This window comes from Rhizobium sp. PAMB 3182 (genome assembly GCF_052908355.1).
Genome location: NZ_CM128607.1, coordinates 3,691,672 through 3,716,788 on the forward strand (window position 1 = coordinate 3,691,672; position 25,117 = coordinate 3,716,788).

Annotated in this window: 23 protein-coding genes; 11 read left to right on the top strand and 12 right to left on the bottom strand. The window is 63.2% G+C overall.

Going from position 1 to position 25,117, the window contains the following annotated elements; all coding sequences use genetic code 11:
- The first annotated feature begins 91 nt into the window (after positions 1-91).
- From ACU5AZ_RS17730 to ACU5AZ_RS17740, 3 genes are read left to right on the top strand one after another with little or no spacing between them, the layout of a single operon-like run.
- Complete coding sequence (locus tag ACU5AZ_RS17730) at positions 92-559, top strand: hypothetical protein (protein ID WP_446823643.1); 468 nt, start codon at positions 92-94, stop codon at positions 557-559.
- A gap of 9 nt (positions 560-568) precedes the next feature.
- Positions 569-1,255 (top strand): ABC transporter ATP-binding protein, encoded by a 687-nt coding sequence (locus ACU5AZ_RS17735; protein ID WP_446823644.1) that lies wholly within the window; start codon positions 569-571, stop codon positions 1,253-1,255.
- Between the two features lies 1 nt (position 1,256).
- Positions 1,257-2,591: an ABC transporter permease gene (locus ACU5AZ_RS17740; RefSeq protein WP_446823645.1), complete on the top strand. Its 1,335-nt coding sequence runs from the start codon at positions 1,257-1,259 to the stop codon at positions 2,589-2,591.
- Between the two features lie 56 nt (positions 2,592-2,647).
- On the opposite strand, the gene ACU5AZ_RS17745 is transcribed toward ACU5AZ_RS17740, so the two are convergent.
- The 5 genes from ACU5AZ_RS17745 to ACU5AZ_RS17765 all read right to left on the bottom strand — a co-directional run bounded on the left by ACU5AZ_RS17745 (position 2,648) and on the right by ACU5AZ_RS17765 (position 7,236).
- The gene (locus ACU5AZ_RS17745; protein ID WP_446823646.1) at positions 2,648-3,133 is read right to left on the bottom strand and encodes an SRPBCC family protein; all 486 of its coding nucleotides are present in this window, start codon (positions 3,131-3,133) and stop codon (positions 2,648-2,650) included.
- 51 nt (positions 3,134-3,184) lie between these two features.
- A complete protein-coding gene (locus ACU5AZ_RS17750; protein WP_446823647.1) occupies positions 3,185-4,162 on the bottom strand; it encodes an SRPBCC domain-containing protein in 978 nt (325 codons plus the stop codon).
- Positions 4,146-4,496, bottom strand: coding sequence for an ArsR/SmtB family transcription factor (locus ACU5AZ_RS17755; protein WP_446823648.1), 351 nt, complete (start codon positions 4,494-4,496; stop codon positions 4,146-4,148). Before ACU5AZ_RS17755 ends, ACU5AZ_RS17750 begins: the two co-directional genes overlap by 17 nt.
- Positions 4,497-4,603: 107 nt before the next feature.
- Positions 4,604-5,788 (bottom strand): permease, encoded by a 1,185-nt coding sequence (locus ACU5AZ_RS17760; RefSeq protein WP_446823649.1) that lies wholly within the window; start codon positions 5,786-5,788, stop codon positions 4,604-4,606.
- Between the two features lie 83 nt (positions 5,789-5,871).
- On the bottom strand, positions 5,872-7,236 hold the full coding sequence (locus ACU5AZ_RS17765; RefSeq protein WP_446823650.1) for a T6SS phospholipase effector Tle1-like catalytic domain-containing protein: 1,365 nt from the start codon (positions 7,234-7,236) through the stop codon (positions 5,872-5,874).
- A gap of 198 nt (positions 7,237-7,434) precedes the next feature.
- Here ACU5AZ_RS17765 and ACU5AZ_RS17770 point away from each other — a divergent pair, with 198 nt between their 5' ends.
- Positions 7,435-8,286: a DMT family transporter gene (locus ACU5AZ_RS17770; RefSeq protein ID WP_446823651.1), complete on the top strand. Its 852-nt coding sequence runs from the start codon at positions 7,435-7,437 to the stop codon at positions 8,284-8,286.
- 12 nt (positions 8,287-8,298) lie between these two features.
- Here the strand turns inward: ACU5AZ_RS17770 and ACU5AZ_RS17775 are convergent, their stop codons facing one another.
- Both ACU5AZ_RS17775 and carB read right to left on the bottom strand, forming a co-directional pair.
- The gene (locus tag ACU5AZ_RS17775; RefSeq protein WP_446823652.1) at positions 8,299-9,039 is read right to left on the bottom strand and encodes an acetoacetate decarboxylase; all 741 of its coding nucleotides are present in this window, start codon (positions 9,037-9,039) and stop codon (positions 8,299-8,301) included.
- 156 nt (positions 9,040-9,195) lie between these two features.
- On the bottom strand, positions 9,196-12,687 hold the full coding sequence (gene carB, locus ACU5AZ_RS17780) for a carbamoyl-phosphate synthase large subunit (RefSeq protein ID WP_446823653.1): 3,492 nt from the start codon (positions 12,685-12,687) through the stop codon (positions 9,196-9,198).
- Positions 12,688-13,110: 423 nt separating this feature from the next.
- Here carB and ACU5AZ_RS17785 point away from each other — a divergent pair, with 423 nt between their 5' ends.
- Positions 13,111-13,377, top strand: coding sequence for a hypothetical protein (locus ACU5AZ_RS17785; protein WP_446823654.1), 267 nt, complete (start codon positions 13,111-13,113; stop codon positions 13,375-13,377).
- A gap of 127 nt (positions 13,378-13,504) precedes the next feature.
- Here ACU5AZ_RS17785 and ACU5AZ_RS17790 read toward each other — a convergent pair whose 3' ends face one another.
- Positions 13,505-15,013, bottom strand: coding sequence for an MDR family MFS transporter (locus ACU5AZ_RS17790; protein WP_446826044.1), 1,509 nt, complete (start codon positions 15,011-15,013; stop codon positions 13,505-13,507).
- 174 nt (positions 15,014-15,187) lie between these two features.
- On the opposite strand from ACU5AZ_RS17790, the gene ACU5AZ_RS17795 reads away from it, so the two are divergent.
- Positions 15,188-15,706, top strand: a complete 519-nt coding sequence (locus ACU5AZ_RS17795) for a MarR family winged helix-turn-helix transcriptional regulator (RefSeq protein ID WP_446823655.1) — start codon at positions 15,188-15,190, stop codon at positions 15,704-15,706.
- A gap of 16 nt (positions 15,707-15,722) precedes the next feature.
- Here ACU5AZ_RS17795 and ACU5AZ_RS17800 read toward each other — a convergent pair whose 3' ends face one another.
- Together ACU5AZ_RS17800 and ACU5AZ_RS17805 are read right to left on the bottom strand one after the other, a co-directional pair.
- Entirely contained in the window at positions 15,723-16,013 is a 291-nt protein-coding gene (locus ACU5AZ_RS17800; RefSeq protein ID WP_446823656.1) for a Dabb family protein, read from the bottom strand.
- A 74-nt stretch (positions 16,014-16,087) separates the two neighbouring features.
- The gene (locus ACU5AZ_RS17805) at positions 16,088-16,930 is read right to left on the bottom strand and encodes a LytTR family DNA-binding domain-containing protein (RefSeq protein ID WP_446823657.1); all 843 of its coding nucleotides are present in this window, start codon (positions 16,928-16,930) and stop codon (positions 16,088-16,090) included.
- 65 nt (positions 16,931-16,995) lie between these two features.
- Here ACU5AZ_RS17805 and ACU5AZ_RS17810 point away from each other — a divergent pair, with 65 nt between their 5' ends.
- The 3 genes from ACU5AZ_RS17810 (at position 16,996) to ACU5AZ_RS17820 (ending at position 20,183) form a co-directional block, all read left to right on the top strand.
- Positions 16,996-17,481 carry a DUF2306 domain-containing protein gene (locus tag ACU5AZ_RS17810; protein ID WP_446823658.1) on the top strand — a complete coding sequence of 162 codons (486 nt, stop codon included), beginning with the start codon at positions 16,996-16,998 and terminating at the stop codon, positions 17,479-17,481.
- A 70-nt stretch (positions 17,482-17,551) separates the two neighbouring features.
- Entirely contained in the window at positions 17,552-18,481 is a 930-nt protein-coding gene (gene ypfJ / locus ACU5AZ_RS17815) for a KPN_02809 family neutral zinc metallopeptidase (protein ID WP_446823659.1), read from the top strand.
- Between the two features lie 283 nt (positions 18,482-18,764).
- Entirely contained in the window at positions 18,765-20,183 is a 1,419-nt protein-coding gene (locus tag ACU5AZ_RS17820; RefSeq protein WP_446823660.1) for an MATE family efflux transporter, read from the top strand.
- Here ACU5AZ_RS17820 and ACU5AZ_RS17825 read toward each other — a convergent pair.
- Positions 20,173-20,493, bottom strand: a complete 321-nt coding sequence (locus ACU5AZ_RS17825) for an antibiotic biosynthesis monooxygenase family protein (RefSeq protein ID WP_446823661.1) — start codon at positions 20,491-20,493, stop codon at positions 20,173-20,175. The genes ACU5AZ_RS17820 and ACU5AZ_RS17825 overlap by 11 nt on opposite strands.
- Positions 20,494-20,638: 145 nt before the next feature.
- A complete protein-coding gene (gene carA / locus ACU5AZ_RS17830) occupies positions 20,639-21,844 on the bottom strand; it encodes a glutamine-hydrolyzing carbamoyl-phosphate synthase small subunit (protein WP_446823662.1) in 1,206 nt (401 codons plus the stop codon).
- Positions 21,845-22,248: 404 nt separating this feature from the next.
- On the opposite strand from carA, the gene ACU5AZ_RS17835 reads away from it, so the two are divergent.
- Both ACU5AZ_RS17835 and dnaG read left to right on the top strand, forming a co-directional pair.
- Positions 22,249-22,698, top strand: coding sequence for a GatB/YqeY domain-containing protein (locus tag ACU5AZ_RS17835; RefSeq protein ID WP_446823663.1), 450 nt, complete (start codon positions 22,249-22,251; stop codon positions 22,696-22,698).
- Between the two features lie 368 nt (positions 22,699-23,066).
- Positions 23,067-25,040 (top strand): DNA primase, encoded by a 1,974-nt coding sequence (gene dnaG / locus ACU5AZ_RS17840; RefSeq protein WP_446823664.1) that lies wholly within the window; start codon positions 23,067-23,069, stop codon positions 25,038-25,040.
- Positions 25,041-25,117: the final 77 nt, after the last annotated feature.

Genomic DNA, 25,117 nt, shown 5'->3' on the forward strand with positions numbered 1-25,117 from the left:
CGCCAGACACAAGTTGGTTCCGGGCGGCGCGTTCGCCCGGAACCGCGTTCGAACCGAACAACGACCGCAAATCAAAGATCAGGAGGCGGAGATGAACCGTCAACCCTCTCCATTCCAGATGTCCCGCAGACGGCTGATGACGCTTGCTGCCGGCATGCCCCTGGCTGCCCTGGCGCGACCGGCATTCGCGGCAACCGATCTGACGTTTGACGAGCTTTACAGCAAGGTTACCGTGCTCGGGCTGGAGTTCTCCGACAAGGTGAAATCGCTCGACGGCAAGCCGGTGACGATGGGCGGCTTCATGGCGCCGCCGCTCAAAGCCGAGGCCAATTTCTTCGTGCTCACCGAAATTCCGATGGCGCTCTGCCCGTTCTGCTCGTCGGATGCCGACTGGCCGGACAATATCGTCGTCATCTATCTCGGCGACAAGCAGACCTTCCTGCCGGGCGGCACGAGGATCGCCGTTGAGGGGCGCATGGAAGTCGGCTCGTGGGTCGATCCGGATACGGGGTTTCTGAGCCGGCTGCGGCTGCGCGACGCGCGTTTCTGGGAAAGCTGAAGATACCCCATGATCGACCTGAAAGTGAATTCTCTGGAGGTCGGCTATCCGGGCCTGCCTGCACCCGTGCTCGCCATCGACGCTTTCGACCTGCCGGCCGGTGGGCGGCTTGCGGTGACCGGCGCGTCCGGTTCCGGCAAGAGCACGTTCGTCAACGTCATCTGCGGCTTGCAGGCGCTTAAACGCGGCTCGGTGCGCTGGGCGGGGACCGAACTTGCCGGCCTGTCCGAAAGCCGGCGCGATCGCTGGCGCGGTACCCATGTCGGGCTGGTGATGCAGGATTTCCATCTGTTCGAGGGCCTGTCGGCGATCGACAACATTCTTCTGCCGGCGCGTCTGTCCGGTGCGGCTGGACACGGGACGATCGAGCGGGCGCGGCAGCTTATCGAGATCGTCGGGCTTTCGCGTCCGGACCAGAAGGTCGAGACCATGTCGCGCGGCGAAATGCAGCGCGTGGCGGTCGCGCGCGCAGTGCTGCGCAAGCCGGGCGTCGTCGTCGCGGACGAACCGACCGCCAGCCTCGACGTCGAGAGCGGCGCTCAGGTTGCCGACCTGCTCCTGTCGATCGCCGACCAGGAAAAATGCACGCTGATCGTCGTCTCGCATGACGAGCGGCTGATCTCGCGGTTCGACAGGCGCATGCGACTTTCTGCCGGCCGGATTCAGTCTGCCCAGCCCGTCACCGAGGAGGCCTGACATGTTTCGCTTCATTCTCGCCGATCTCAACCGCTTTCGACTTGGCGCCGTCGTGGTCGTTCTGATCGTGGCACTTGCCGTCGCGCTCGGCGTTGCGGTGACGCTGCAGGAGAGGGCGCTTCGCCTCGGCTCGGCGCGGGCCGCTGAAAAATTCGATCTCGTCATCGGCGCGGCGGGCAGCGAGACGCAGCTCGTGCTGTCGTCTGTCTTTCTGCAGGCCTCACCGCTGCCGCTGATGGACGGCAATATCCTCAAGGACCTGGACAAGGATCCGCGCGTCGCCTGGGCGGCGCCGATCGGCTTCGGCGATTTCTACGGCCATTATCCGATCGTGGGGACGACGACGAAGCTCGTCGCCAATCTGGCGCCGGGCTTTGCCGACGGGCAGGTCTTTGCGCATGAGGGCGAGGCGGTGATCGGCGCCGATGTCGACCTGTCAATCGGTGCGACGGTCAAACCGCTTCACGGTACGGAAGCGGAGGGCGGGCACACACATACCGAGCTCGCCTACACGGTCGTCGGACGCCTGCAGCCGTCCGGTAGCGCCTGGGACAAGGCGATCATGGTGCCGATCCAGGCGGTGTGGGACATCCATGGCCTCGGCCATCACGATGGCGAGGAGCACGATGAGCATGACGAGCATGCGGAACCTGCCGGCAATGTCGAGGCGGGTGCTTCGCCGGCCGTGACGCGGGTGGCGGCAGAAGCCGCGCATGACGCAGGTGGCGACGAACACGAAGAGCATGACGACCACCATATCGATGCGGATGCCGCTATCGATGAAGACTGGGATCATGCGCTGCCGGGGCTGCCGGCGGTCGTCGTCAAGCCGAAGTCGATCGGGGACGCCTACAAGCTGCGCCAGCAGTACCGGCATGAAACGACGCTCGCCGTCTTCCCGGCAGAAGTGCTGACGCGGCTTTATGCGACTCTCGGTGATGTCCGGCAGGTGCTGTCCGCCGTCGCCATCGGGGCGCAGATCCTGGTTGCCTGCGCGTTGATGCTGGTCACCGTCATGCATGTGACGCAACGGCGCAAGCAGATCGGCGCTCTTCGGGCCTTCGGGGCGCCGCGCGAGGCGGTGTTCGGCATCGTCTGGCTGGAGTTGTTCGGGCTGATCGCGATTGGTGTCGCGGCCGGGCTCGGCGTCGGCTTTGCCGCTGCACGGCTGATCGCCGGGCGTCTGATGGCCGACAGCGGGATACAGCTGCCGGTCGTCTTCGCGCGCTCCGACCTTGGCCCGATCGGTGCGCTGTTTCTCGCCGCAGCCCTCTTCTCGCTGCTGCCGGCACTGATGGCCTATCGCCAGTCGCCTGTGCACGCGTTGAGGGCGTAAAACGAACCGAGGCAATAGCGGGCGGTGACCCGCTGTTGCGAGCGTCAGGCGCCGGTCTACAGAGTGGCGAGATACTCTTCCAGCTTGTCGAAGGTGCCGCAGAAGCCGCCTTCCATGGATTTGAAGTTGTTGGTGTAGGTGCGGATTTCTTCCGCGCTGGCATTGTGGGCGTTGCCGGTCAGTGTGACCAGAGTCCCGTCAGCCGTCTCTTCGAAGGTGACGACGTTCATCATCTCCACCGGCCACGGATCGGGGAAGGGCGGTCGGATGGCGTTTGCCTCAGCATCCGCAAAGCTGACGATGTAGGCGAGCTTGCGCGGCGCATCCACTTCCTGAAAGATGAAGCGGCCGTACATCTTCTGGCCTCCAGGCGGCACCATGGCATAATGGAACATGCCGCCCGGCCGAACGTCGAGGGCAAGGACTTCCAAGCCGAGACCTTTCGGTCCCCACCATTGTCCGAGGCGTTCCGCCTTCGTCCAGGCTTCGAAGACGAGCGCGCGCGGGGCCTTCAGTGTGCGGGAATAAATGAATTTTTCCATGGTGTTATCTCTGTCCGCTTAGACGTTGATTCTGATGGTTGAGGTTCTGATTCAAGTCTTCATCACGAAGGCGTCCAGCTTGCCGAGCGTCTGGTAGCCAAGCTCGATCGCGCCGAAGCCTGCCACGTGGGCGCGCTGGGCTGCCGTGTCGAACACGGTGTGCAGCGTGACCTCGGTGCCGCCCTCGACCGCCCTGAAGCTGACCGTGGTGTGGAAGATGTTGGTGTCACCGGGTTCGCCGGTGCCGAGATCATAGGCGATACGCTCATGCTCAACGATGTCTGTGAAGACCGCCCGGTTCGGATAGTCCGTGCCGTCCGGTCCGTGCATGGTGTGCAGCCATTCGCCGCCGATGCGGAAGTCGAACTTGATCGGCGTGTCGGTGAAACCTTCCGGTCCCCAGCAGGCGGAAATCCTGTCCACATCGCTCCATGCCTTCCAGACGAGTGCCACGGGTGCGGCGATGAAGCGGGTGATGACGATCTCCCGGTGGTCCTTGCCGCTGAAGTCGGTGGAGGCGAGTTCGGCGAGCTTGTCGAGGCTGTGGCTCCAGCCGGCGCGCATCTGCATCTTCGTGAAGGCGTCGCGGTCCGCAGCTGTGAGGAATGACGTGGTGATCGTCACCAGCGTGCCGTCGGCCTTGTCGGCGAATTCGATGGTCGTCAGCGGCGGGGTGACTGGCGTCCCCTTGGGCGTGCCGCGCATCTCGTTGACCATGTCGTGCCAGGCTTGCGGGTGTCCATCGAGGCCGTTCGTGTAGCTGATCAGGCGGTTCTCCGAGACGGCATGGTAGGTGCCGTCGATCGGAAATCGGGTACCGTCCGGCCCCCGCATGACGATCAGCATGCGACCGCCCGGGCGAAGGTCGGTTTCGCATTCGGGTACATCGAAACCACGCGGGCCGAACCAGTGGGTGAGCATTTTCGGGTCGGTGAAGACGCGGTAGACGAGTGGGCGCGGCGCATCGATCAGGCGGGTGAAGACGGTGTCGAAACCCTCCGCCTGTTCCGCATTACTTGCCGGGGTCATTGGTCTCTCCTCCCTGTTGCAGTGTCTTGAGATAGTCTTCCAGCCGGTCGAGGCGGTCCTCCCACATGCGCCGGTAGTCTTCGAGCCAGCCGTCCAGCGCCTTCAGCGGCGCGGGCTCCAGTTTGCAGGGCCGCCACTGCGCTTCGCGTCCGCGCGAGATCAGCCCGGCCTTCTCCAGCACCTTCAGATGCTTCGAGATGGCAGGCATCGACATGTCGAAGGGTTCCGCCAGTTCGGAGACGGATTTCTCGCCGCGCGTAAGCTTCGCCAGGATCGCCCGTCGGGTCGGATCGGCGAGGGCGTGCAGCGTGCTCGAAAGGGGGTCGATCTGCATTTTTTTAATGAACCATATAGTTAAATAACTGAATGGTTAAATATGCGCTTTCAATTTGGGAGTCAATCCGGTCGCGCCGCGAAAGAGGCGCTGACCGTCAGGCGATCTCAATGATGGTGCTGATGGTGCATCGCCGCGTGGTGGTCATGGCTGCCGTGATCATGCTCGCTTTGATCATGATGGTGGCTGTGATCCATCGGGTGCTTGTGGTTCAACCAGAACAGCCAGACGGCGAGCGCTCCGAACAGGAGGTTGAGCCAGAAGGTGTAGTCGATGCTGAACTCCGTCAGCCGGCTGCGGATGTCGATCGTGCCTTCGGGAATGAGGCCGAGCGCGGAGAAGGCGACGTCCATCACCAGCGCGGCGGCGACCATGGTCACGAACAAGATGCCGGCCATGTAGGCCGCCATTTTCCAGCCGAAATAGCGCCGATAGGTGTTGAGCAACGGCAGGATGATGAGGTCGGCATAGAGGAAAGCCAGCACGCCGCCAAACGAGATGCCGCCGGAAAACAGGATGGCGGCGAAGGGCACGTTGCCGATCGAGCAGACGAAGGTCAGCACCGCGATCACCGGGCCAAGGACGGCATTGACCGGCACCTTGATCCATTCGGAGGCGTCGGTGAGGAACAGCGCCTTCCAGAAGCTGTCCGGCACGAAGGCGGCCAGAAATCCGGCAATGACGAAGCCGGCGAGCATGTCCTTCCACAGCATCGACCATTCCATGGCGAAGTTCTGCGCGACACTGACCTGCATCTTCGGGTTCTTCACCCGCTCGCGCCAGGTTTCGCCCTCGACCGCCATCGACATGTGCTCGTGACCCTTGCTGGTCTCCTCGCGGTTGCGGGCTTCCTCCACCAGCTTCTTTGGATAGGTGAGCTTGATCAGGACCGCCATGATGGCGATCAGCACGACACCGCCGATCCACTCGCCGAGCATGAACTGCCAGCCCATGAGCAAGAGCAGGATGACGCCGAGTTCGATGACGAGATTGGTTGAGGCAAAGAGGAAGGCGAGCGCATTGACGAGCGCCGCGCCCTTCTTGAACAGGGTGCGCATGATGGCGGCGGAGGCATAGGAGCAGGAGGAGCTTGCGGCACCGGCGGCGGAGGCGAGCACGATTTCCTTCGCCGTTCCCTTGCCGAGATAATCCTTCATCTTGGACGAGGGCACCAGCGACTGCATGACGGAAGAAATGGTGAAGCCGAGGACGAGCGACCAGCCCGTCTTCCACGCCATGCCCAGCGCCATCAACAGCGCCATGCCGGTTTTCGTCCAGATATCATGCATCATCGTTCCCCTGCGTCTTAGAGGCGAACGGCTTTTGACGAAGATTGTTCCGATCGATTTTGCTACGAATTCCGGGCGCCAGGTCCCTATGTCCGGCCGGGCGACTTCTGCGCCTTTTGGGAGGTGCTCCTCTTCGCCGGCTTCGCCCTGACCATGTCGCCGTCAATCGGCGGTGCCGATGTCTGCTTCTTTGGCAGGGCCGGCGGTGCGGTGCGATATGTTTCCGGCAGGTTCGGTGGCATGTATGGGCCGTCGACGGGGACGCCGTTCATCCTTTCGATGACGGAAGTGTGTAGCGTCGCGCCGTCCTCGATCCGGCGGCGGTCGAACCACGGGACGTACCAGCCGAACAGGGAAGGGCCGCCGCGCCACGAGGTTTTCGGCATGCGGCGCGGGATGAACTCGACCAGCGGCCAGAGGCCACGCATGGAGTTGTGCCGGGCGGCCAGCGGATTGGGCTCGATATATTTGCCGCGCTTGCCGCGGACGATTTCGTTGATGGTGCGGGTGGCATAGTCGAGGCCGAGCGGTTTCGTTTCCTCGATCATCCACAGGAGCGGCAGCTTGGCGAGGCCACTTTCGTCTTCCGGATATCCGCCGCCGATATCGGCGTGCACGCCGGCAAACCAGACTTCCTCGACGTTTTGAAGATGAACCTTCTTGTCGTCGCGCGGCTTGAAGGGACCGCCCCAATAGGGCTCGCCCGCCGGCCATGGCTGAGGATTGAACATCGTCCGGCGCTCGTCGATCGCCAGTGCATGGCGAACGAATTCAACGCTGCGGTTCCTGTCGGTAAAGGGATGGGTCTTCAGCCTCGGAAAGTACTTGCCCATTTCGATGACGGAGGCGACCGTGTCGAACAGGCCGAGGCACTTGATCGCCGGCCGGTAGGGCTTCAGTGTCCGCTCGTAGAGCCGCATGGTCAGGAAGGCGGACGGGGGAGGCGCCTCGCCGCCCTTTTCCTCTTCGGCGGAGATTTCGGTCACCGCCGTCGTCTCGGTGTCGCTGATCGCCTTGTAGGTGCGGTAGGCGTAGTCGACGAGATTTAGCTGATACGGCTTGACGATGCCGAGCGCGTGGATGAAGCCGGCCAGCACGCGGGCGGTGTAGGCGCCCCTGGAAAAGCCGAAGATGAAGATCCGGTCGTCTTCCTCCAGCCGCTTGCCGCTCTTGTCTCTGGCGCCGGGCTGATAGTTCTCGACGAGGAAGCGGTAGGCTTCCTTGACGTTCTGGTCGAGCCCCCAGCCGGTCGCCAGCCCCCAGACCTCGACCGTCTTGCGCCACAGCTTCGACCAGGCATTGTCCGCGCCGAAGGTTCCGACGCCGGGGTCGTAATAGACGAGCTGGTTCTCCGTCCGCCGCAGGCAGCCATAGAGCCTCAGGATGTTGGATCGATCGGCGGAGATTTCGTTCGAGGTGCCGTCGAACAGGATGACGATGATCTTGGCCATGGCATGCGGCTCCCCTCAAGCGTGTGCAGCTGGAATATTAGCGGATTGCGATGGGCGGGGCAAACCGAACCCGGCATTGAAGCAGGGGCTGCTCGCCCTCTGACGGCTTTGTGCCGATTGACGGTGAACGGGGGCAGGCGGATACTGTATCGGCAGAGGGGAGCCGGGGGGACGCGTCTAACCGGCCGGGAGGGCAATATGAATCCGGTGGCGGGGCTGACAGTGGCGGCGATGATCGCTTTCGCCGCAAATTCGCTTCTGGCGCGGCTGGCGCTTGGGGACGAATTCATTGATGCCGCCAGCTATACCGCGCTTCGCATCGTCTCCGGCGCACTCTTCCTGTTTTTCTTCATCTGCCGCCGGCCGGGGGAGGCGAAGATGCCCGCCATTCCCGGTAACTGGATTGCGGCCGGTGCGCTCTTTGCCTATGCGATCGCCTTTTCTCTCGCTTACCTGATGCTCGGGGCGGCGACCGGCGCGCTGATCCTGTTTACCTCCGTGCAGGCGACCATGGTCGGTTTCAGCCTGGCGCGCGGCGAGCGGATGAGCCTTTTCGAACTGGCAGGCTTCACCGTCGCCTTTCTCGCCTTCGTCTATCTGATCCTGCCCGGCATCGGCACGCCGGATCCTGTCGGCAGCCTCCTGATGGTGCTCTCCGGCATCTCATGGGGCATCTACACGCTGCGTGGCCGCGGATCGAAGGATCCGCTGAAGGAGACGGCCGGCAATTTCCTTCGGGCATCCGCCTTCTGCGTACCGCTGGCGATCTACGCGCTGGTCGCCGGCAGCGCCACCTTGCGGGGTGCCGGCCTTGCCATCGTCTCTGGCGTCGTTGCCTCCGGGCTTGGCTATTCGCTCTGGTACAGGGCGCTCGGCGGCCTTTCGACCTTCCAGGCGGCGCTGGTGCAACTCTCCGTTCCAGTCATCGCCGCACTCGGCGCGATCCTCTTTCTGACCGAGACGATGACGCTGCGTTTCGTCATCGCCGGCCTTTTCGTACTCGGCGGCATCGCATTCGCGATCGTCGCCAAGCGCAAGCGGCGGGCGTGAGGCCGGCGAGGCTTACCCGGCAAGATAGTCGTGGGCAACACTGCCGAGGCCGAGGGTCAGGTCGGCGACGAAATGCACCGCGCTTTTCACTTCCAGAACCGGCAGTTCGGCGACGGGCGCCAGCGCATGCGGGTGAAGTTCCAGCGCGGCTGGTCCCGTCCATGCGCCCTTCAGCTTGACGTCGGTGATCGGGTATTCGACCAGTTCGCAGATGCGTGGGGTGCCGTCGACATGCGGAATGATCTTCAGGAGAAAGTTCGGTTCGGCGAGCCCCTCAAGGATCGCGTTCTCGTCCGCCGGTCGATGCTTGAACCCCATCGTGCCGGTGGCGATGCGGATCGGTCCGTAATCCAGCGTTCCGACCAGCGTGTCGCGATGGACGGCCAACTGCGGCTCGGCAAACTTCTTCGGAAAGCCCCAGAGTTCGCGGCCGCCCATGATCGGCGGGCCGTCGTTCAGGAACATCGCCAGCGAGTAGCTTCCCTTGCGGCCCCGATAGCTGACCGGCGTCACCTGGCCGCTTTCGGTGTAGTCCCCGAAGCCGGTGGAATCGGGCATGCGGATGAATTCGAATTTGACGAGCGGTTCGGGGATTTCCAGAGGCTCCGGCACCAGCGCACGCAGCTTGTCCGGATCCGTGCGGTAGGTGATCACCAGAAACTCGCGATTTGTGAAGCGATACGGCCCCGGCGGATAGGCCGGCGAGCCGAGCGGCATGGAAAAGGCATTCCTGACAACGTCTTCGCGCTTCATGGTGTTCTCCTTTGATCTCCCCCATGAAACTGGAGCGGCATTTTCCATTTCGCATGTGCGAAATCGTCGCGGAGGACGATCGCCGCCAATCGTGTAGCACAAAGAGAAAAGGCAGGCGCTAGGCCTCCTTTTGGATGATCAAAGCACTCGGAGCGCTCAGAAATAGCTCTGCAGCGATCTCACCTCGAGGTTGCCGGCCTTGAGTGCCCGGATCGCCTCGGCGGCGGCCTGCGCACCCGAGAGCGTGGTGTAGTAGGGGACCTTCTGCATCAGCGCGGCGCGGCGCAGCGATTTCGAATCCGAGATCGCCTTGTTGCCGTCGGTCGTGTTGATGACCAGCTGGACCTGCCGGTTGCGGATGGCGTCCTCGATGTGTGGACGGCCTTCCAGAACCTTGTTGATCTTCACCGCCTCGATGCCCTTTTCGGCGAGGTAGCGCTGGGTGCCGCCGGTCGCCAGTACCTTGAAGCCGATTTCGGACAGGATTTTCGCTGCCGGCAGCATGCGGTCCTTGTCCTCGTCGCGCACCGAGATGAAGACCGCACCGTCGCGCGGCAGGTCGACGCCGGCACCGAGCTGCGACTTGGCAAAGGCGAGCGCGAAATCGGTGTCGAGGCCGATGACTTCACCGGTCGAGCGCATTTCGGGCCCGAGCAGCGTGTCGACGCCGGGGAAGCGGGCGAACGGGAAGACGGCTTCCTTGACCGCGATGTGCTTCAGGTTCTTCACGTCCGGCTTCTCGCCGTAAGCGGCGATGGCCGTGTCCAGCGACTCGCCGGCCATGACGCGGGCGGCAATCTTGGCGATCGGCGCGCCGATGGTCTTGGCGACGAAGGGCACCGTGCGCGAGGCGCGCGGGTTGACTTCGAGCACGTAGATCACGCCGTCCTTGATGGCGTACTGGACGTTCATCAGGCCACCGACGTTCAGCGCCTTGGCCATCTCGGTCGTCTGGCGTTCCAGTTCAGCAATCATTTCCGGCGCCAGCGTGCGCGGCGGCAGCGAGCAGGCGCTGTCGCCCGAGTGGATGCCGGCCTCTTCGATGTGCTCCATGATGCCGGCGATAAACACGTCCTTGCCGTCGCACAGGCAGTCGACGTCGATTTCCGTGGCATTCGTCAGGTAGCTGTCGAACAGCAGCGGGTTCTTGCCGAGCAGCGTGTTGATCTGGCCGGTCTTGTCGTTCGGGTAGCGCTGCTTGATGTCTTCCGGCACCAGGCCCGGAACGGTATCCAGCAGGTAGCTCTGCAGCTGGCCTTCCGAATGGATGATCTGCATGGCGCGGCCGCCGAGTACGTAGGACGGGCGGACAACCAGCGGGAAGCCGATCTCTGCCGCCACCAGGCGTGCCTGCTCGACCGAGTAGGCGATGCCGTTGTTCGGCTGGTTCAAATCGAGCTTCATCAGAAGCTTCTGGAAGCGGTCGCGGTCTTCGGCCAGATCGATCATGTCCGGCGCGGTGCCGAGGATCGGGATGCCGTTCTTTTCGAGCGCTTCGGCGAGTTTCAGCGGCGTCTGGCCGCCGAACTGGACGATGACGCCGACGAGTTCGCCCTTTTCCTGCTCGGCGCGCAGGATCTCGATCACGTCTTCGGCCGTCAGCGGCTCGAAATAGAGGCGGTCGGAGGTGTCGTAGTCGGTCGAAACCGTTTCCGGGTTGCAGTTGACCATGATCGCTTCGAAGCCGGCATCCTTCAGTGCGAAGGCGGCATGGCAGCAGCAATAGTCGAACTCGATGCCCTGGCCGATGCGGTTCGGGCCGCCGCCGAGGATGACGACCTTCTTGCGGTCGGAGACCTGCGCTTCGGAGCGCGCGGCGCCGACGAAGGGCGTCTCATAGGTCGAGTACATGTATGCGGTCGGCGAGGCGAACTCGGCCGCGCAGGTGTCGATGCGCTTGAAGACGGGGCGCACGCCGAGCGAATTGCGCAGCATGGCGACGTCCTTCGGCTTGCCGCCGGTCAGCGAGGCAAGGCGGGCGTCGGAGAAGCCCATGGCTTTCAGCATGCGCAGGTTGTCGGCATCCTTCGGCAGGCCGTGCTCGCGGATGCGGGCCTCCATGTCGACGATCGCCTTCAGCTGGGCGATGAACCACGGGTCGATCTTGCAGCCGGCATGGACTTCCTCAGGCGACATGCCGAGGCGCAGTGCCTGGGCGACCATGCGCAGGCGATCCGGGGTCGGCGTGCCGATCGCGGCGCGGATGGCGTTCTTGTCGTCGCCGCTGTCGCTCTCTCCCAGGCCGGGAATTTCGATCTCGTCGAGGCCGGTCAGGCCGGTTTCGAGGCCGCGCAGCGCCTTCTGCAGCGATTCGGCAAAGGTGCGGCCGATTGCCATGACTTCGCCGACAGACTTCATCGCCGTCGTCAGCGTCGGCGAGGCGCCCGGGAATTTTTCGAAGGCGAAGCGCGGGATCTTGGTGACGACGTAGTCGATCGACGGTTCGAACGAGGCCGGCGTCGCACCGCCGGTGATGTCGTTTTCAAGTTCGTCGAGCGTGTAGCCGATGGCGAGCTTCGCGGCGATCTTGGCGATCGGGAAGCCGGTCGCCTTGGAGGCGAGCGCCGACGAGCGCGACACGCGCGGGTTCATTTCGATGACCGTCAGGCGGCCGTTCGCCGGGTTGACCGCGAACTGCACGTTCGAACCGCCGGTTTCGACGCCGATCTCGCGCAGCACCGCAATCGAGGCGTTGCGCATGATCTGGTATTCCTTGTCGGTCAGCGTCAGCGCCGGCGCGACCGTAATCGAGTCGCCCGTGTGGACGCCCATCGGATCGATGTTCTCGATCGAGCAGATGATGATGCAGTTGTCCGCCTTGTCGCGGACGACTTCCATCTCGTATTCCTTCCAGCCCAGCACGCTTTCCTCGATCAGGACTTCGGTGGTCGGCGAGGCGTCGAGGCCGCCCGAGACGATGTCAAAGAATTCCGAGCGGTTGTAGGCGATGCCGCCGCCGGTGCCGCCGAGCGTGAAGGACGGGCGGATGATGGCCGGCAGGCCGATCTCGTCAAGCGCCTGGGCGGCGATCGCCATGGCATGGCTCATGTAGCGCTGCTTGCGGTCGCTCTCGCCGAGGTTCCACTGGTTTTCCAGCTCGTCGAGCGCCTTGTCCAGCGCGTCGCCGGAAAGCTTGCCGCGCAGTTCGGCGCGACGCGCCTCATGCGTCTTGCGGTCGGTGTCCTTGATGTCGGTGGCGTTCGCCAGCATCGACTTCGGGGTTTCGAGCCCGATCTTGGCCATCGCCTCGCGGAACAGGGCGCGGTCTTCGGCCTTGTCGATCGCTTCCGGCTTGGCGCCGATCATCTCGACATTGTAGCGCTCAAGCACGCCCATGCGCTTCAGCGACAGCGCAGTGTTGAGCGCGGTCTGGCCGCCCATGGTCGGCAGCAGCGCGTCCGGGCGTTCCTTGGCGATGATCTTGGCGACGACTTCCGGGGTGATCGGCTCGACATAGGTCGCATCCGCGAGGCCGGGATCGGTCATGATGGTCGCCGGGTTGGAGTTGACCAGGATGACCCGGTAGCCTTCCTCCTTCAGCGCCTTGCAGGCCTGCGTGCCGGAGTAGTCGAACTCGCAAGCCTGGCCGATGACGATTGGCCCAGCGCCGATGATGAGGATGGACTTGATATCTTGGCGCTTCGGCATGGGCGTTTTCCGTCTTTTATGTGTCCAGCCTGCATGAAAAGCCGGCGCGGTTGGAACCGGCCGGGTGCAGGGCGTATCTGTCTAAAGGCTAGGTGGGCCTTATAGGCAAATGTTTTGGCGAACGGAACCCCGAAAATGGGGTGTGATGCAGGAAAGTTGGGGAGGGGAGGCGCCGGGTCGTACTTGCCGCTTCCCTTAAGGCATCGTCACCGGCCTCAACGCTTCAAGCGTACCGGATTTTTGCGTGTCTGCGGGTGCCCAGAAAATGCCCGCCGGGGCTCATTGTTCAAAAAAAACCGCGGGACAGTGAAACTTTTCCGGGGGGTTATGAGTATCTGTATCAGACGTCCGATTGGCGGACGCCGGACCGGCCAGCCCCCCTCGTGGCCGTGTTCGCAAAACTGACACTGAAAGGAAAATACGATGAAAAAGATTATTGCTCTCACGCTTGCCGCTTCCGCTATCGGTGCCTCTTCGGCATTCGCCATCGAGCCGATCAAGGGCAGCATCACCTACACCAATCCCAGCGAAGTGCGTCTGACCAAGGCCCCGGCCGGCAGCATCTTCAACCATCAGTTCGTGAATGACGGCCAGCGCTACAAGGAGATCTACAAGGTTCAGGCCGATGGCTCGGTCATGATCGTCGATCGCCAGCGCGTCGACAGCTACAGCGCGGACAGCATGAACTGATTTCCGGGCTTTCAGGCCACTGACGAATGAAAAGCGGCGTCTGCATCGGTTGCAGGCGCCGCTTCCTTTTTGTGGCCGGATTGGCGGTATGCGATGGAACGGAGGTGCGGCTGCCCGCGGTCGTCGTTCAGTCCCCGCCACCGTGTTTCACCGGCAGCTTGATGTTCTTCAGGCACAGCGCCGCTATCAGGCCCGTCAGGCTGATGAAGGCGGCGGACAGGAACAGTGGCTGGCAGGCGGCAAGATAGATCTGGGCGATCGCGTGCTGGGCCGCCTCGGGCAGGGCGGTGACTGCGGCAGGCGTCAGTTTCTCGATATCGTCCACGCCGGCAATCGGCACCGTGTGGCCGGCGACGCCCGCCGACAGGATGGCGCCATAGATGGAGATGCCGATCGAGGCGCCGCCCATGCGGGTCAGCGTCACCGTGGAGGTGGCGGCCCCGGTATCGGAGCGGCGGGCGGCGTTCTGGACGCCGAGGACAGGAACCTGCTGGCCGCAGCCTATGCCCAACCCCTGAACGAGCAGCAGGACGACAAGAGCCCAAAGCGGCACGGTCGCGCCGAAGAATGCGACGGCCGTCAGGGTCGCGACGCCGGTCGCGGTCGAGAGGATCGAAAACACCTTGTAGTCGCCCGTGCGGGAAATGATGCGTCCCGCCGACAGCGAACCGATCGCAATCCCTCCGGTCAACGGAATGAAGAAGAGGCCGGCGACCGTCGGCGACATGCCGAGGCCCGATTGCAGGTAAAGCGCGTAGTAGTTCGACATGCCGATGCCGATCGCCCCGGAGATCAGGGAAATGTAGAGCAGGAGGCTGACCGTGGAGTCGGAAAACAGGGTGAGTGGCACCACCGGTTCCTGCGCCCGCTTTTCCACCATGATCCAGCCGCCGAGGCAGGCCAGGCCGAAGGCGATGACTGCGAGGCTTTTGGGGGCAAGCAGACCGCCGAACAATTCCGAACTGTCGGCCCACAGCACGACGCTGGCGATCGCTCCGGCCAGCAGAGCGGCGCCGGCATAGTCGATCTTTGGCTTGCGGACCGGCTTCTTGTAGGGCAGCAGAATGGCCAGCCCGATAAGGACGGCGATACCGATCGGCAGGTTGACGAGAAAGATCGAGCGCCAGCCGAAGAGGTCGCTCATCGTCCCGCCAAGCGTCGGGCCGATGGCGCCGGAGATCATCAGCACGAGGCTGGCATAACTCTGGTAACGGGCCCGCTCGCGCGGCTCGAACAGGTCGGCGTTGATCGAGAAGATCGAGACCATGATGCCGCCGCCGCCGAGCGCCTGGAGGACACGGGCGGCAATCAGCGTGTTCATCGATACGGCCAGCCCGCAGGTCAGCGATCCGACGGTGAAGATGAGGATCGCCGCCATCATCACGTATTTGCGGCCGAACAGGTCGCCGAGCTTGCCGTAGATCGGCATGACGGCGCTGGAGGCCAGAAGATAGGCCGAGCCGACCCAGCCGAAGCGCTCCAGTTCGCCGAACTCGCCGACGATCGTCGGCAGGGCGGTGGAGACGATCTGGTTGTCGAGCGTCGCCATGAACATGCCGGTCAGCAGGATCAGGAAAACGACGATGCGCTGGCGCGGGTCGCTGACCAGCGGCTGATGCTGCGCCGGCATGGTCATGGTCGCGGAAATGGTCGTGGTGGTCATTGAAAAGGGTCTTTATGGCAACGGTGAAATGAAGACGGCAATTTATGTGACTTTAACATATAATTGTCAATGTACAATTTAGTGACTTTTGCACGTAAACTTGCTATTGTCGGCAAGGTGACCGCCCGCGGCGGCAATTCTGGAGCAATGATGACCGATACCGCCGATCTCGTGACGCCCTTGGAAACGCAGGAGCTGGCCGGCCTGATCGAGGCCATTTCGGAGGCGATGACGCGCATGCGCCTGATGATCGGCCGACGCATGCTCGGGCGGCTTATGATCAGCCGCACCGCGCCGGATCTTGACCTCTCGCATCTCGATGTCATCGAAGCGGTCCGGCGCAGCAGTGCGGAAAGCGAGGCGACCGTCGGCGCCGTCGCGGAACTGATGCGGGTGGATCATTCACGGGCGAGCCGGCTGATTGCCGATCTCGTGCAGCGCGGCGTTTTCCGCCGCACGGTGTCCCAGGCGGATGCCCGCCGGACGGTCGTTGAACTGACGGAGGAGGGCATCTCCTTCAAGAGGGAGATGAACGCGGTCAAGCTTCAGGTTCTGGAGACGATCGTCGCCGACTGGACGCAAGAAGATATCGAGCGTTTCGCCGCGCTCTTCCCGCGCTTCGTCGACGGGCTGGACGAGACGGTGCGCAACGCGTCGCAGGAATAGCGAGGCGGCGACCCCGTCAGCCGGACAGGAAATCCGCCGCGATCCGCATGTCGCGCAATGGCCGGACGATCTCGATCGAGGTCTGGTAGAGCGGATGCGCCTTGTAGCGGGCCAGCTGCTCCTCATCCGCAAATTCGCCGTAGACGATGAAATCCGGACCGCCGGGGCTGATCGGGTCGTTGCGGAAGTTGCGGCCGATTTCAAGATGCAGCTTGTCCGGAATGCCGGTGAGCAGCGCCAGCCCCTCATAGACGGCGTCACGGTCCTGCGGGTTCCTGGCGGTGAAGAAGACGATGTGGCGTATCATGCGAAACAGATCATCGGATGTGAGCGGAAGCCGTCATTCGCAGCTGAGAGGGAGCCGGTCAAGCTCCGGCGCGCTCACGGACCGAATGCCGCACGCACCGCCGCGCCATAGGTGCGGCTGACGGGAACTTCGTCGCCGTCCTTGAGCCTCAATGTCAGCCGGCCATCGTCGCGCAGCAGTTCCGCAACATGGGCGCGCGCCACCCAATGCGAGCGGTGGACCTGCATTCCCTCGGTCTCGCCGAGCTCTTTCATGGCATCGGCAAAGCGGATCAGTACCAGCGCCCGACCGCGGCTGGTGGTCACGGCCGTGTAATGATCCTCGACGGTGAGCCGCAGGATCGCGCCGCGTTGCTCCGGCTTCAACCGGTCCAACAGCGGCACGGCGTCGCTGCCGGTCGGTGCGGCAGACTGCTGTGGCATCTCGGTTGCGGCCGACGGTGCGGCGCTGCCGCTCATGGCGAGATAAGACAAGAGGCAGAAAAGGAGCGAAAGCGGCAGGCTCAGCGCGGCATTGTGAAGGAAGCCTGCAAGGCTCGGCGGTGTTCTCTCCCATGACCAGAGGATCAGCTCCAGTGCGATGCCGATCGGAATTGCCGCAACGATGGCGCCGATGCACATGCGGATCAGGCTGCTCTCGATATGCTCGGCCAAAAGAACCTTCGCGCCGACGACGCAGATGACGGCCAGCGACCAGGCGATGCCGTGCAGCATGAGCCAGAAGGCGAAGCGCGGCAGTACCCCCATGCTCTGCGAAGTCCCGAAAGGACCGGAAATCGCGAAGATCAGCACGACGGCCGCGAAGGTCAGCCAGAAGCGTGGGGAGGAGGCGAAGACCTGCAGTTCGCGAAGCGCCAATTGCAGGCGCCCGCCGTCTGCGAAGTTTTCCGGTTCGTTGGCGTTCTTTCCTTTGAGCATGCCCGAGAGATGGATGAAAAACCGCGGGACTTCAACTCGCCACGTCCATGGCAAGGGAAAAATCCATGACGCTCGAACCACTTCTCTATGCCGGCCTTGCCATAAAGCTCCATGTCGCCACAGTGGTGCCTGCCGCCGTGCTCGGCGCCTATCTCCTGCTTCGTCCGAAAGGGACGGCGCTGCACAGACTGCTCGGCAAGATCTGGCTCGGGCTCATGGTGGCAACGGCGGTTTCGTCCTTCTTCATTCATACGATCCGTCTCGTCGGCCCGTTCAGTCCGATCCATCTCCTCTCGCTCTACGTGATCTTTGCCGCCCTGCGGGCGATCCATGCGGCGCGCCGCCATAATATCCGCGGCCACCGTAGACATGTGCTGGGCATGTATGTCGGCGGGATCGTGGTAGCGGGCGGTTTCACTCTCATTCCCGGCCGGCTGATGAACACGGCCATGTTCAGCGGCAGTCTCGCCGCATGGCCGCTCGGCCTTGCCATCCTGCTGGCGGCAGTTCTCCTCCTTTGGCCGGTCTGGCAAAAACAGCTCTCCCGGTGACGTTTCGGCTCTACCAAAGCAACGAGCAAAGCCTATAATCTCTCGCACAGCACATTCGGGAGAGAACAGCATGGAATGGAAGGGACGCCGTCAGTCCGACAACGTTGAGGATGTTCGCGGCAGTTCGCGCCAGGGCGGATTCGGCCGCAGCCCGTTCGGGCGGGGCGGTATTAATTTTCCATCCACCGGCGGCGGTGGGCGGCGCGGCGGCATTGGGTCCATCGTGGTGCTCGTCATCATCTTCTTCGTGCTGAAGGCCATGGGCATCGATGTCCTGCAGCTGCTCAACCAGGGGGGCGGCAGCGTTGGCGGCTCAGGCTCCGGCTATGAGCAAAGCACGTCGCCTTCCGGCAGCACGGCGGACAGCCAGACCAAGGCATTCGTGGCGACCGTCCTTGCTGATACGGAAGACGCGTGGACGAAAATCCTCGACCAGAGCGGTGAGACCTATGTGGCGCCCAAGCTGGTGCTGTTTTCCGGCGCCTATCCGTCTGCCTGCGGGCAGGCGTCTTCGGCGATGGGGCCGTTCTACTGCCCGACCGACAGCAAGGTCTATCTCGACATGGACTTCTTCGACGAACTGTCGCAGCGCTTCGGTGCTGCCGGCGATTTCGCCGATGCCTATGTGATCGCCCACGAAGTGGGGCATCACGTGCAGAACCTGCTCGGCATCCTGCCGGAATATCATCGCATGCGCCAGAAGATGGGCCAGGACGAAGCCAACAGGCTGTCCGTCCGCGTCGAGCTTCAGGCAGACTGCTTTGCCGGCATTTTCGGGCGCGCCGAGAAGGACAAGGGCTACATGGATCCGGGTGACCTGGAAGAGGCGCTCAAGGCCGCCAACCAGATCGGCGACGACGCCCTGCAGAAGAGCACGCAGGGCTATGCGGTGCCGGACAGCTTCACCCATGGAACTTCGGCCCAGCGCGTCAAATGGTTCAAGCGCGGCTTCGACACCGGCAATCTCGAGTCCTGCGATACCTTTTCCAATCCGGTCTGATGGTCGCCCTGGATACCAGGCAGCGAGACAGCTTGCGACGATGAACTCGCGATTCCGGCTTCCGCGGTGCTGAAGGCAAGGAAAACGAGCTGGGCAAGGTCGCATGTTGCCCGTCCGTTCGGGCTTCGTATTGCCTTCCATCAGAGCGGCTGAATTGCTGATCAATTGTTTTGACCTGTTCCCGTTTTTGCTGGTCGGGCCGGCGGGGATATATTAAGGGCAGATGCGCGCCGCATTCCGGATCATTCCCGGGATCGGCGTTTTCGCATTTGGAGGAACAGCAATGTCCATGGCCGGTTCTCAGGCGGTCGCGACGGCGGAAGACAACCGCTGGTCCGCGCATCTGAAAGCGACGCTTCTGCTCGGGCTGCCGCTGATCGGCGCGCAGCTGGCGCAGATCGGCATCAACACGACGGATGTCATCATCGTCGGACAGCTCGGCGCCGAAAAGCTTGCCGCGATCGTGCTCGGCAGCCAGTTCTTCTTCACGCTGCTGATCTTCGGCTCCGGCTTCTCCTATGCGGTGGTGCCGATGGTGGCGCAGGCCTACGGGCGCAATGATGCCGTCTCGATCCGCCGGTCGGTACGCATGGGCCTGTGGGCTTCGATCGCCTATTCGCTGTTGTCGCTGCTGCTGTTCTTCAACGCCGAGACAATCCTGCTGGCGCTGGGGCAGGTGCCCGAGGTTGCGCGCCTTGCCGGCGAATTCCTGAAGATCGCCGGCATCGGCATTTTCCCGGCACTTGGGTTCAACGTGCTGCGCTCGCTGGTCAGCGCCATCGGTCGGGCCGGCATCATCCTCTACGTGACGCTGGTCATGCTCATCTCGAATGCGGTGCTCGCCTATGCGCTCGTGCTCGGCCATTTCGGCCTGCCGCGTCTGGAGCTGCATGGTGCCGCGATCGTTGCCACCTGCGTCCATACGCTCGGCTTCCTGGTTCTGGTGTTCTACGTACAGACGCGCGCCGAAACGCGCGCCTACGACCTATTCGTCCGCTTCTGGCGGCCGGACTGGCCGGGCCTGATCGAGGTCGTCCGGCTCGGAATGCCGATCGCGATTACCATTCTCGCCGAAGTCAGCCTGTTTACCGCCGCCTCGCTGCTGATGGGCTGGATCGGCACGATCGAGCTTGCCGCGCATGGCATTGCGCTGCAACTCGCCTCGATCGCCTTCATGATCCCGCTCGGGATGTCGCAGGCCGCGACCGTCAGGGTTGGCGTGGCGCATGGGCGCGGCGACTTCGAAGCGCTGGTGCGGGCGTCCCTGACCATTCTCGGCCTGACGGTCGTCACGCAATGCGCCGGGGCGGCGCTGTTTGCCACCATGCCGCGGTTCCTCGGAAGCCTCTATCTCGACACGTCGCTGCCGGAAGCGCCGGCAGTGTTGGACTACGCGACGACGCTGATCATGATCGCCGCGATCTTCCAGATGATGGACGGCATGCAGGCGGTCGGCGCGGGCCTGTTGCGCGGCATGAAGGACGCCCGCATTCCGATGATCCTGGCACTGATCTCCTACTGGCCGATCGGGCTTCTGCTCGCCTATGTGCTGGCCTTCAAGCTCGGCTTCGGCGGCGCCGGCATCTGGTACGGCTTCATGGTCGGGCTCGGTACGGCGGCGGCGGCACTGCTTGCGCGCTTCTACCTGCTGGTGAAGCGCGAGAAGCGGTGGATGACCGAGATGGCGCCCGTCAGCCACTGACCTCGGCATAGTTGGCGATATCGGCGCGAATGCCGAGCCGGGTGATCAGTTCCTTCGGATCGAAGTTCATGGCCGCCTGGGCCTCTGCCATGGTTTCACGGGCTTTGCTGAGAGCAGCCTCGCTTTCCCATTCGGCAATCGTCACGATGTTGAATTCGCCGGGGCCGCTCACCTGTTCCAGTATCCGGTGCCCGAGACAGCCTTCCATCTGATTGAGGATGCGATCCATGCGCTGCACGTTGACGAGGAACTCGTCGCGGGCGGCGGTCGGAACTGAAAACTTGTCGATCCTGTAGAGGTTTCCGCTCATCTCTTTGCCTTTCGATTCAGGAGGCGATGACTGCGGACGGCGTTCTGCTGCCTCAAGTAAAGTTGAGGTCAAGCGGGCGCGCGAAAAAAAAAGCCCGGAGCGATGCGATCGCTCCGGGCTTTGGGATTCACAATGCCTTAGAGGCTCAGCGTTCGGCCAGCGCCGGCTCGCCCTTCTGCTCGCGGATCAGATTGACGAAGCGGCGGAAGAGGTAATGGCTGTCCTGGGGGCCGGGGGAGGCCTCCGGGTGATGCTGGACCGAGAAGATCGGCTTGCCGGTGATGCGCAGGCCGCAATTGGTGCCGTCGAACAGCGATACGTGAGTCTCCTCAATGCCTTGCGGCAGGGACTTCGAATCGACCGCGAAGCCGTGGTTCATCGAGACGATCTCGACCTTGCCGGTCGTGTGATCCTTGACCGGATGGTTGGCGCCGTGGTGACCCTGGTGCATCTTCATCGTCTTGCCGCCGGCGGCCAGACCCAGCATCTGGTGGCCGAGGCAGATGCCGAAGATCGGGATGCCGCTGTCGATCAATCCCTTGATCGCCGGGACGGCGTATTCGCCGGTCGCAGCCGGATCGCCCGGGCCGTTCGAGAGGAAGACGCCGTCCGGCTTGTGGGCAAGGACGTCTTCGGCGGTCGCCGTTGCCGGCAGCACCGTCACCTTGCAGTTCAGGCCGGCAAACAGACGCAGGATGTTGCGCTTGACGCCAAAATCCATGCAGACGACGTGATAGGCGGCCTTGTCGACTTCGAGTTCGCCGTAGCCTTCGTTCCAGACCCAAGGCGTCTCCGTCCAGGTGGAGGACTGGCCGGTGGTGGCTTCCTTGGCGAGGTCGAGGCCTTCCAGGCCGCTCCAGGCCTTGGCTTCAGCCTTCAGGGTGTCGATGTCGAAGACGCCGGACGGATCGTTGGCGATCACCGCATTCGGCGAGCCGTTCTCGCGGATCCAGGCGGTCAGCGCGCGCGTGTCGATGCCGCACATGCCGATGATGCCGCGGGCCTTCAGCCAGGCGTCGAGGTGCTTGGCGGCGCGATAGTTGGACGGTTCGGTGATGTCGGCCTTGAAGATGACGCCGACCGCGCCGCGGCGGGCTGCCGGCGTCAGGTCTTCGATGTCCTCGTCATTGGTGCCGATGTTGCCGATGTGCGGGAAGGTGAAGGTAACGATCTGGCCGAGATAGGAGGGATCCGTGAGGATTTCCTCGTAGCCGGTCAGGGCCGTGTTGAAGCAGACTTCCGCCTGCACCTTGCCGGTTGCACCGATGCCGGTGCCTTCGATCACTGTTCCGTCCGCAAGGACGAGGAGGGCGGTAGGCTTCTGGGGAGTCCATGCTGGGGTCGCGGTCATCACTATCCGTTTCCGGCCCGCCGGCGGGTGATCTTGAAAGATCGGACCGCCCGGGCCATTTATAGCTGCAGCAAAGGGCCCCGAGGGAACTCCCGCGGGACAAAGCCGTTTTTGAATTATGTGCAGGTGACGGTAAATAATGAAAGCCCGGCGGGCGGTCAATCGGCACTTGCAAATCTTTGAAGGAAATTTCATCGGACCGGTGTCCAGTGCAACGGAAGCGACAAGTTTGCGATTGACGAGATTCAATCGATTCAATGGCTTGTGCTTTTAATTTGATTGTTGCTCGGGCTCTGGTCTATGAGACGGCGAAATAGGGCGAAAAGACAGCAGAAACGCAGAATGTCTGGCGGGCAGCTCCACGAGGGCGCCAGCCGATCCGTTCCTGCAGGAGTGAACCAAAAATGCGTGAAGAACTATCGACTCAACTCAAGGACGCCTTGAAGGCGAAGGACGCGCCGCGGATTTCGACGATCCGCCTCGTCCAGGCCGCGATCAAGGACCGCGATATCGCCAACCGAGGCGTCGGCAAGGACCCCGTTTCCGACGACGAGATTCTGCAGATCCTCGCCAAGATGATCAAGCAGCGCGAGGAATCCGCCAAGATCTACCAGGAAGCCGGCCGCCAGGAGCTTGCCGATCAGGAACTGGCCGAAATAAAGGTCATCCGTTCGTTCATGCCGCAGCAGCTGTCCGAAGACCGTATCCGTGAAGTGTGTGCGTCCGTGGTCGCGGAAACCGGCGCGCAGGGGTTGCGCGACATGGGCAAGTGCATCAGCGCGCTCAAGGAGCGTTATGCCGGCCAGATGGATTTCGGGAAGGCCTCCGGTGTCGTCAAGGATATGCTGAAGTAGGCGGCTGCCGACAGAAGCTCAGGGCTCCGGCCCTGAAAAAAACAAGGGGCAGGAACCGGGAAGTTCCTGCCCTTTTGTCTTTCCGAGCGCTGCCAGGTTGGCGGGGATGTGCAGCGGCATCGGCAACACCGGACTGGGTTCTGCGTGTGGGGGTGGGGTAGACCCTGTCCGGTGACTAAGAACTTACGACCCGGCCCCCGCCGGTTCAAATTAAATATCGGTAATTAGATTACAAATTGGTAAGCCGGAGCGGCAGGGTATATGGAGGTTTGGGCCGGTTTTCAAATTGCTGTTGACTGCCGGCGAATATCGGATGATGGCACTGCCGAGTTCATGTAAATTGTCTGTCTGCGAAATCCGGAGCCGCGATGCGCTTTTCCCCTTCCTTCCTTGACGAGATCAGAGATCGGGTGCCGATTTCGAGCGTCATCGGACGTCGGGTGACGTGGGACCGCAAGAAGACGAACCCGTCGCGCGGCGACTACTGGGCTTGCTGCCCGTTCCACGGAGAGAAGTCGCCGAGCTTTCACTGCGAGGACAGGAAGGGCCGCTACCACTGCTTCGGCTGCGGTGTGTCGGGCGACCATTTCCGCTTCCTGACCGAGCTTGATGGCCTGCCGTTTCCCGAAGCCGTAGAGCAGATCGCCGACATGGCCGGCGTGCCGATGCCCAAGCCCGACATCCAGGCAGAGCGGCGCGAACGCCAGCGCGCCACGCTCGAGGACGTCATGGAAATGGCGACGCAGTTCTTCCAGGATCAGCTGCAGTCGGCCTCCGGTGCGCGGGCGCGGGCCTACCTGCGTGAACGCGGCCTTTCGGGGAGGACGATCGAGACCTTCCGTCTCGGCTTTGCACCGGAAAGCCGCAATGCGCTGAAGGAGTATCTCGCCGGCAAGGACGTCGCCAAGGAGCAGATCGAGGCTTGCGGCCTCGTCGTCCATGGCCCGGACATTCCGGTCTCCTACGACCGGTTCCGCGACCGGATCATGTTTCCGATCCTGTCGTCGCGCGAAAAGGTGATCGCCTTCGGCGGCCGTGCCATGTCGCCGGATGCGCCGGCAAAGTACCTCAACTCGAATGAGACCGAGCTCTTTCACAAGGGCAATGTGCTGTTCAACTTTGCCCGCGCCCGCCGTGCGCTCGGCGGCAGCGAAGGCGCTTCGACCGTGATTGCCGTCGAAGGCTACATGGACGTGATCGCCCTGCATCAGGCGGGTATCGAGAATGCGGTCGCGCCGCTTGGCACTGCGCTCACCGAAAACCAGCTGGAACTCCTGTGGCGGATGACGCCGGAGCCGATGCTCTGCTTCGACGGTGACGGCGCCGGCATCCGCGCCGCCAACCGTGCCGCCGATCTGGCGCTGCCGCACATCAAGCCGGGACGCTCCGTGCGCTTCATCCTGCTGCCGGACGGCAAGGACCCGGACGATCTCGTGCGCGACGACGGAAGGGCGGCCTTCGACCGGATGGCCGCGCAATCGCAGCCGCTGTCCGAAATGCTCTGGAACCGGGAGGTTCAGGCTGGGCAGTACGACACGCCGGAGAAGCGGGCCGAGCTTGAGGCGCGGCTTCGCCAGATCACCTCGGTGATTGCCGACGAGAATGTTCGCCGGCATTACCAGCAGGACATGCGGGACCGGCTGAACGCCTTTTTCCGCCCGCAATTTGCGTCGTCCGGTGGTGGCGGCGACCGCCGCAATGCCGGCCCGCGCCGGGGTGGCGGCGGCAGGGGACAGCCGCCGGCGAAATCCACGCTCGCCTCGCAGAGCCTTTCGGGCTCGGGCATGGTCAAGGGCCACCATTCGCAGCCGCCGCTGCGCGAAAGCGTGCTGGCCTTGACGATCGCCAATCATCCCGGCCTGCTTCTGTCGGAATATGACGAGGTGTCGACCATCCTCTACGAGAACCGCGAACTGCAGCGGCTCTGGCCCGTGCTGCTCGGTTCGGCGGCGGCGCTCGGTCCGAAGCTTTCGCGCGAGCTGCTGATGGAAGAACTCGAACGGCAGGGATTTGCGCCGCTGATCGCCAGCCTTGAACAGCAGGTGCGCAATGCGCGGCTGTGGACGGCGACGGCGGAGGCTGCGGAGGAGGATGCCCGGGACGGCTACCTGCAGACGATCGCCCTGCACAAGCGGACGAAAGCGCTGTCGCGGCAGAAGGCCGAGCTGCAGCGCGAAATCGCCGAGGCGACGGAGGCGGGCGACGAGACCCGCATGATGCAGCTGATGCTGGCGCTTCAGGAGGTGCACCAGGAGGGGCTACGCCTGGAAAACCAGGAGGCGATCATCGAAGGGTTCGGGGTGATGTCCGGCCGCGTCAAGGGCGTCGCGGGCAAGAAATAGAGCCGGAGCGCGCTGCCGAAATTTGCAGCGTCTCGCAATCGCTGCTATTGATCCGGAAACGGGGGCGTTGACGCACG

Coding starts and splice junctions, on each gene's coding strand:
- ACU5AZ_RS17730 (WP_446823643.1), top strand. CDS start 92: ATGAACCGTCAACCCTCTCCATTCCAGATGTCCCGCAGACGGCTGATG.
- ACU5AZ_RS17735 (WP_446823644.1), top strand. CDS start 569: ATGATCGACCTGAAAGTGAATTCTCTGGAGGTCGGCTATCCGGGCCTG.
- ACU5AZ_RS17740 (WP_446823645.1), top strand. CDS start 1,257: ATGTTTCGCTTCATTCTCGCCGATCTCAACCGCTTTCGACTTGGCGCC.
- ACU5AZ_RS17745 (WP_446823646.1), bottom strand. CDS start 3,133: ATGGAAAAATTCATTTATTCCCGCACACTGAAGGCCCCGCGCGCGCTC.
- ACU5AZ_RS17750 (WP_446823647.1), bottom strand. CDS start 4,162: ATGACCCCGGCAAGTAATGCGGAACAGGCGGAGGGTTTCGACACCGTC.
- ACU5AZ_RS17755 (WP_446823648.1), bottom strand. CDS start 4,496: ATGCAGATCGACCCCCTTTCGAGCACGCTGCACGCCCTCGCCGATCCG.
- ACU5AZ_RS17760 (WP_446823649.1), bottom strand. CDS start 5,788: ATGATGCATGATATCTGGACGAAAACCGGCATGGCGCTGTTGATGGCG.
- ACU5AZ_RS17765 (WP_446823650.1), bottom strand. CDS start 7,236: ATGGCCAAGATCATCGTCATCCTGTTCGACGGCACCTCGAACGAAATC.
- ACU5AZ_RS17770 (WP_446823651.1), top strand. CDS start 7,435: ATGAATCCGGTGGCGGGGCTGACAGTGGCGGCGATGATCGCTTTCGCC.
- ACU5AZ_RS17775 (WP_446823652.1), bottom strand. CDS start 9,039: ATGAAGCGCGAAGACGTTGTCAGGAATGCCTTTTCCATGCCGCTCGGC.
- carB (WP_446823653.1), bottom strand. CDS start 12,687: ATGCCGAAGCGCCAAGATATCAAGTCCATCCTCATCATCGGCGCTGGG.
- ACU5AZ_RS17785 (WP_446823654.1), top strand. CDS start 13,111: ATGAAAAAGATTATTGCTCTCACGCTTGCCGCTTCCGCTATCGGTGCC.
- ACU5AZ_RS17790 (WP_446826044.1), bottom strand. CDS start 15,013: ATGACCATGCCGGCGCAGCATCAGCCGCTGGTCAGCGACCCGCGCCAG.
- ACU5AZ_RS17795 (WP_446823655.1), top strand. CDS start 15,188: ATGATGACCGATACCGCCGATCTCGTGACGCCCTTGGAAACGCAGGAG.
- ACU5AZ_RS17800 (WP_446823656.1), bottom strand. CDS start 16,013: ATGATACGCCACATCGTCTTCTTCACCGCCAGGAACCCGCAGGACCGT.
- ACU5AZ_RS17805 (WP_446823657.1), bottom strand. CDS start 16,930: ATGCTCAAAGGAAAGAACGCCAACGAACCGGAAAACTTCGCAGACGGC.
- ACU5AZ_RS17810 (WP_446823658.1), top strand. CDS start 16,996: ATGACGCTCGAACCACTTCTCTATGCCGGCCTTGCCATAAAGCTCCAT.
- ypfJ (WP_446823659.1), top strand. CDS start 17,552: ATGGAATGGAAGGGACGCCGTCAGTCCGACAACGTTGAGGATGTTCGC.
- ACU5AZ_RS17820 (WP_446823660.1), top strand. CDS start 18,765: ATGTCCATGGCCGGTTCTCAGGCGGTCGCGACGGCGGAAGACAACCGC.
- ACU5AZ_RS17825 (WP_446823661.1), bottom strand. CDS start 20,493: ATGAGCGGAAACCTCTACAGGATCGACAAGTTTTCAGTTCCGACCGCC.
- carA (WP_446823662.1), bottom strand. CDS start 21,844: ATGACCGCGACCCCAGCATGGACTCCCCAGAAGCCTACCGCCCTCCTC.
- ACU5AZ_RS17835 (WP_446823663.1), top strand. CDS start 22,249: ATGCGTGAAGAACTATCGACTCAACTCAAGGACGCCTTGAAGGCGAAG.
- dnaG (WP_446823664.1), top strand. CDS start 23,067: ATGCGCTTTTCCCCTTCCTTCCTTGACGAGATCAGAGATCGGGTGCCG.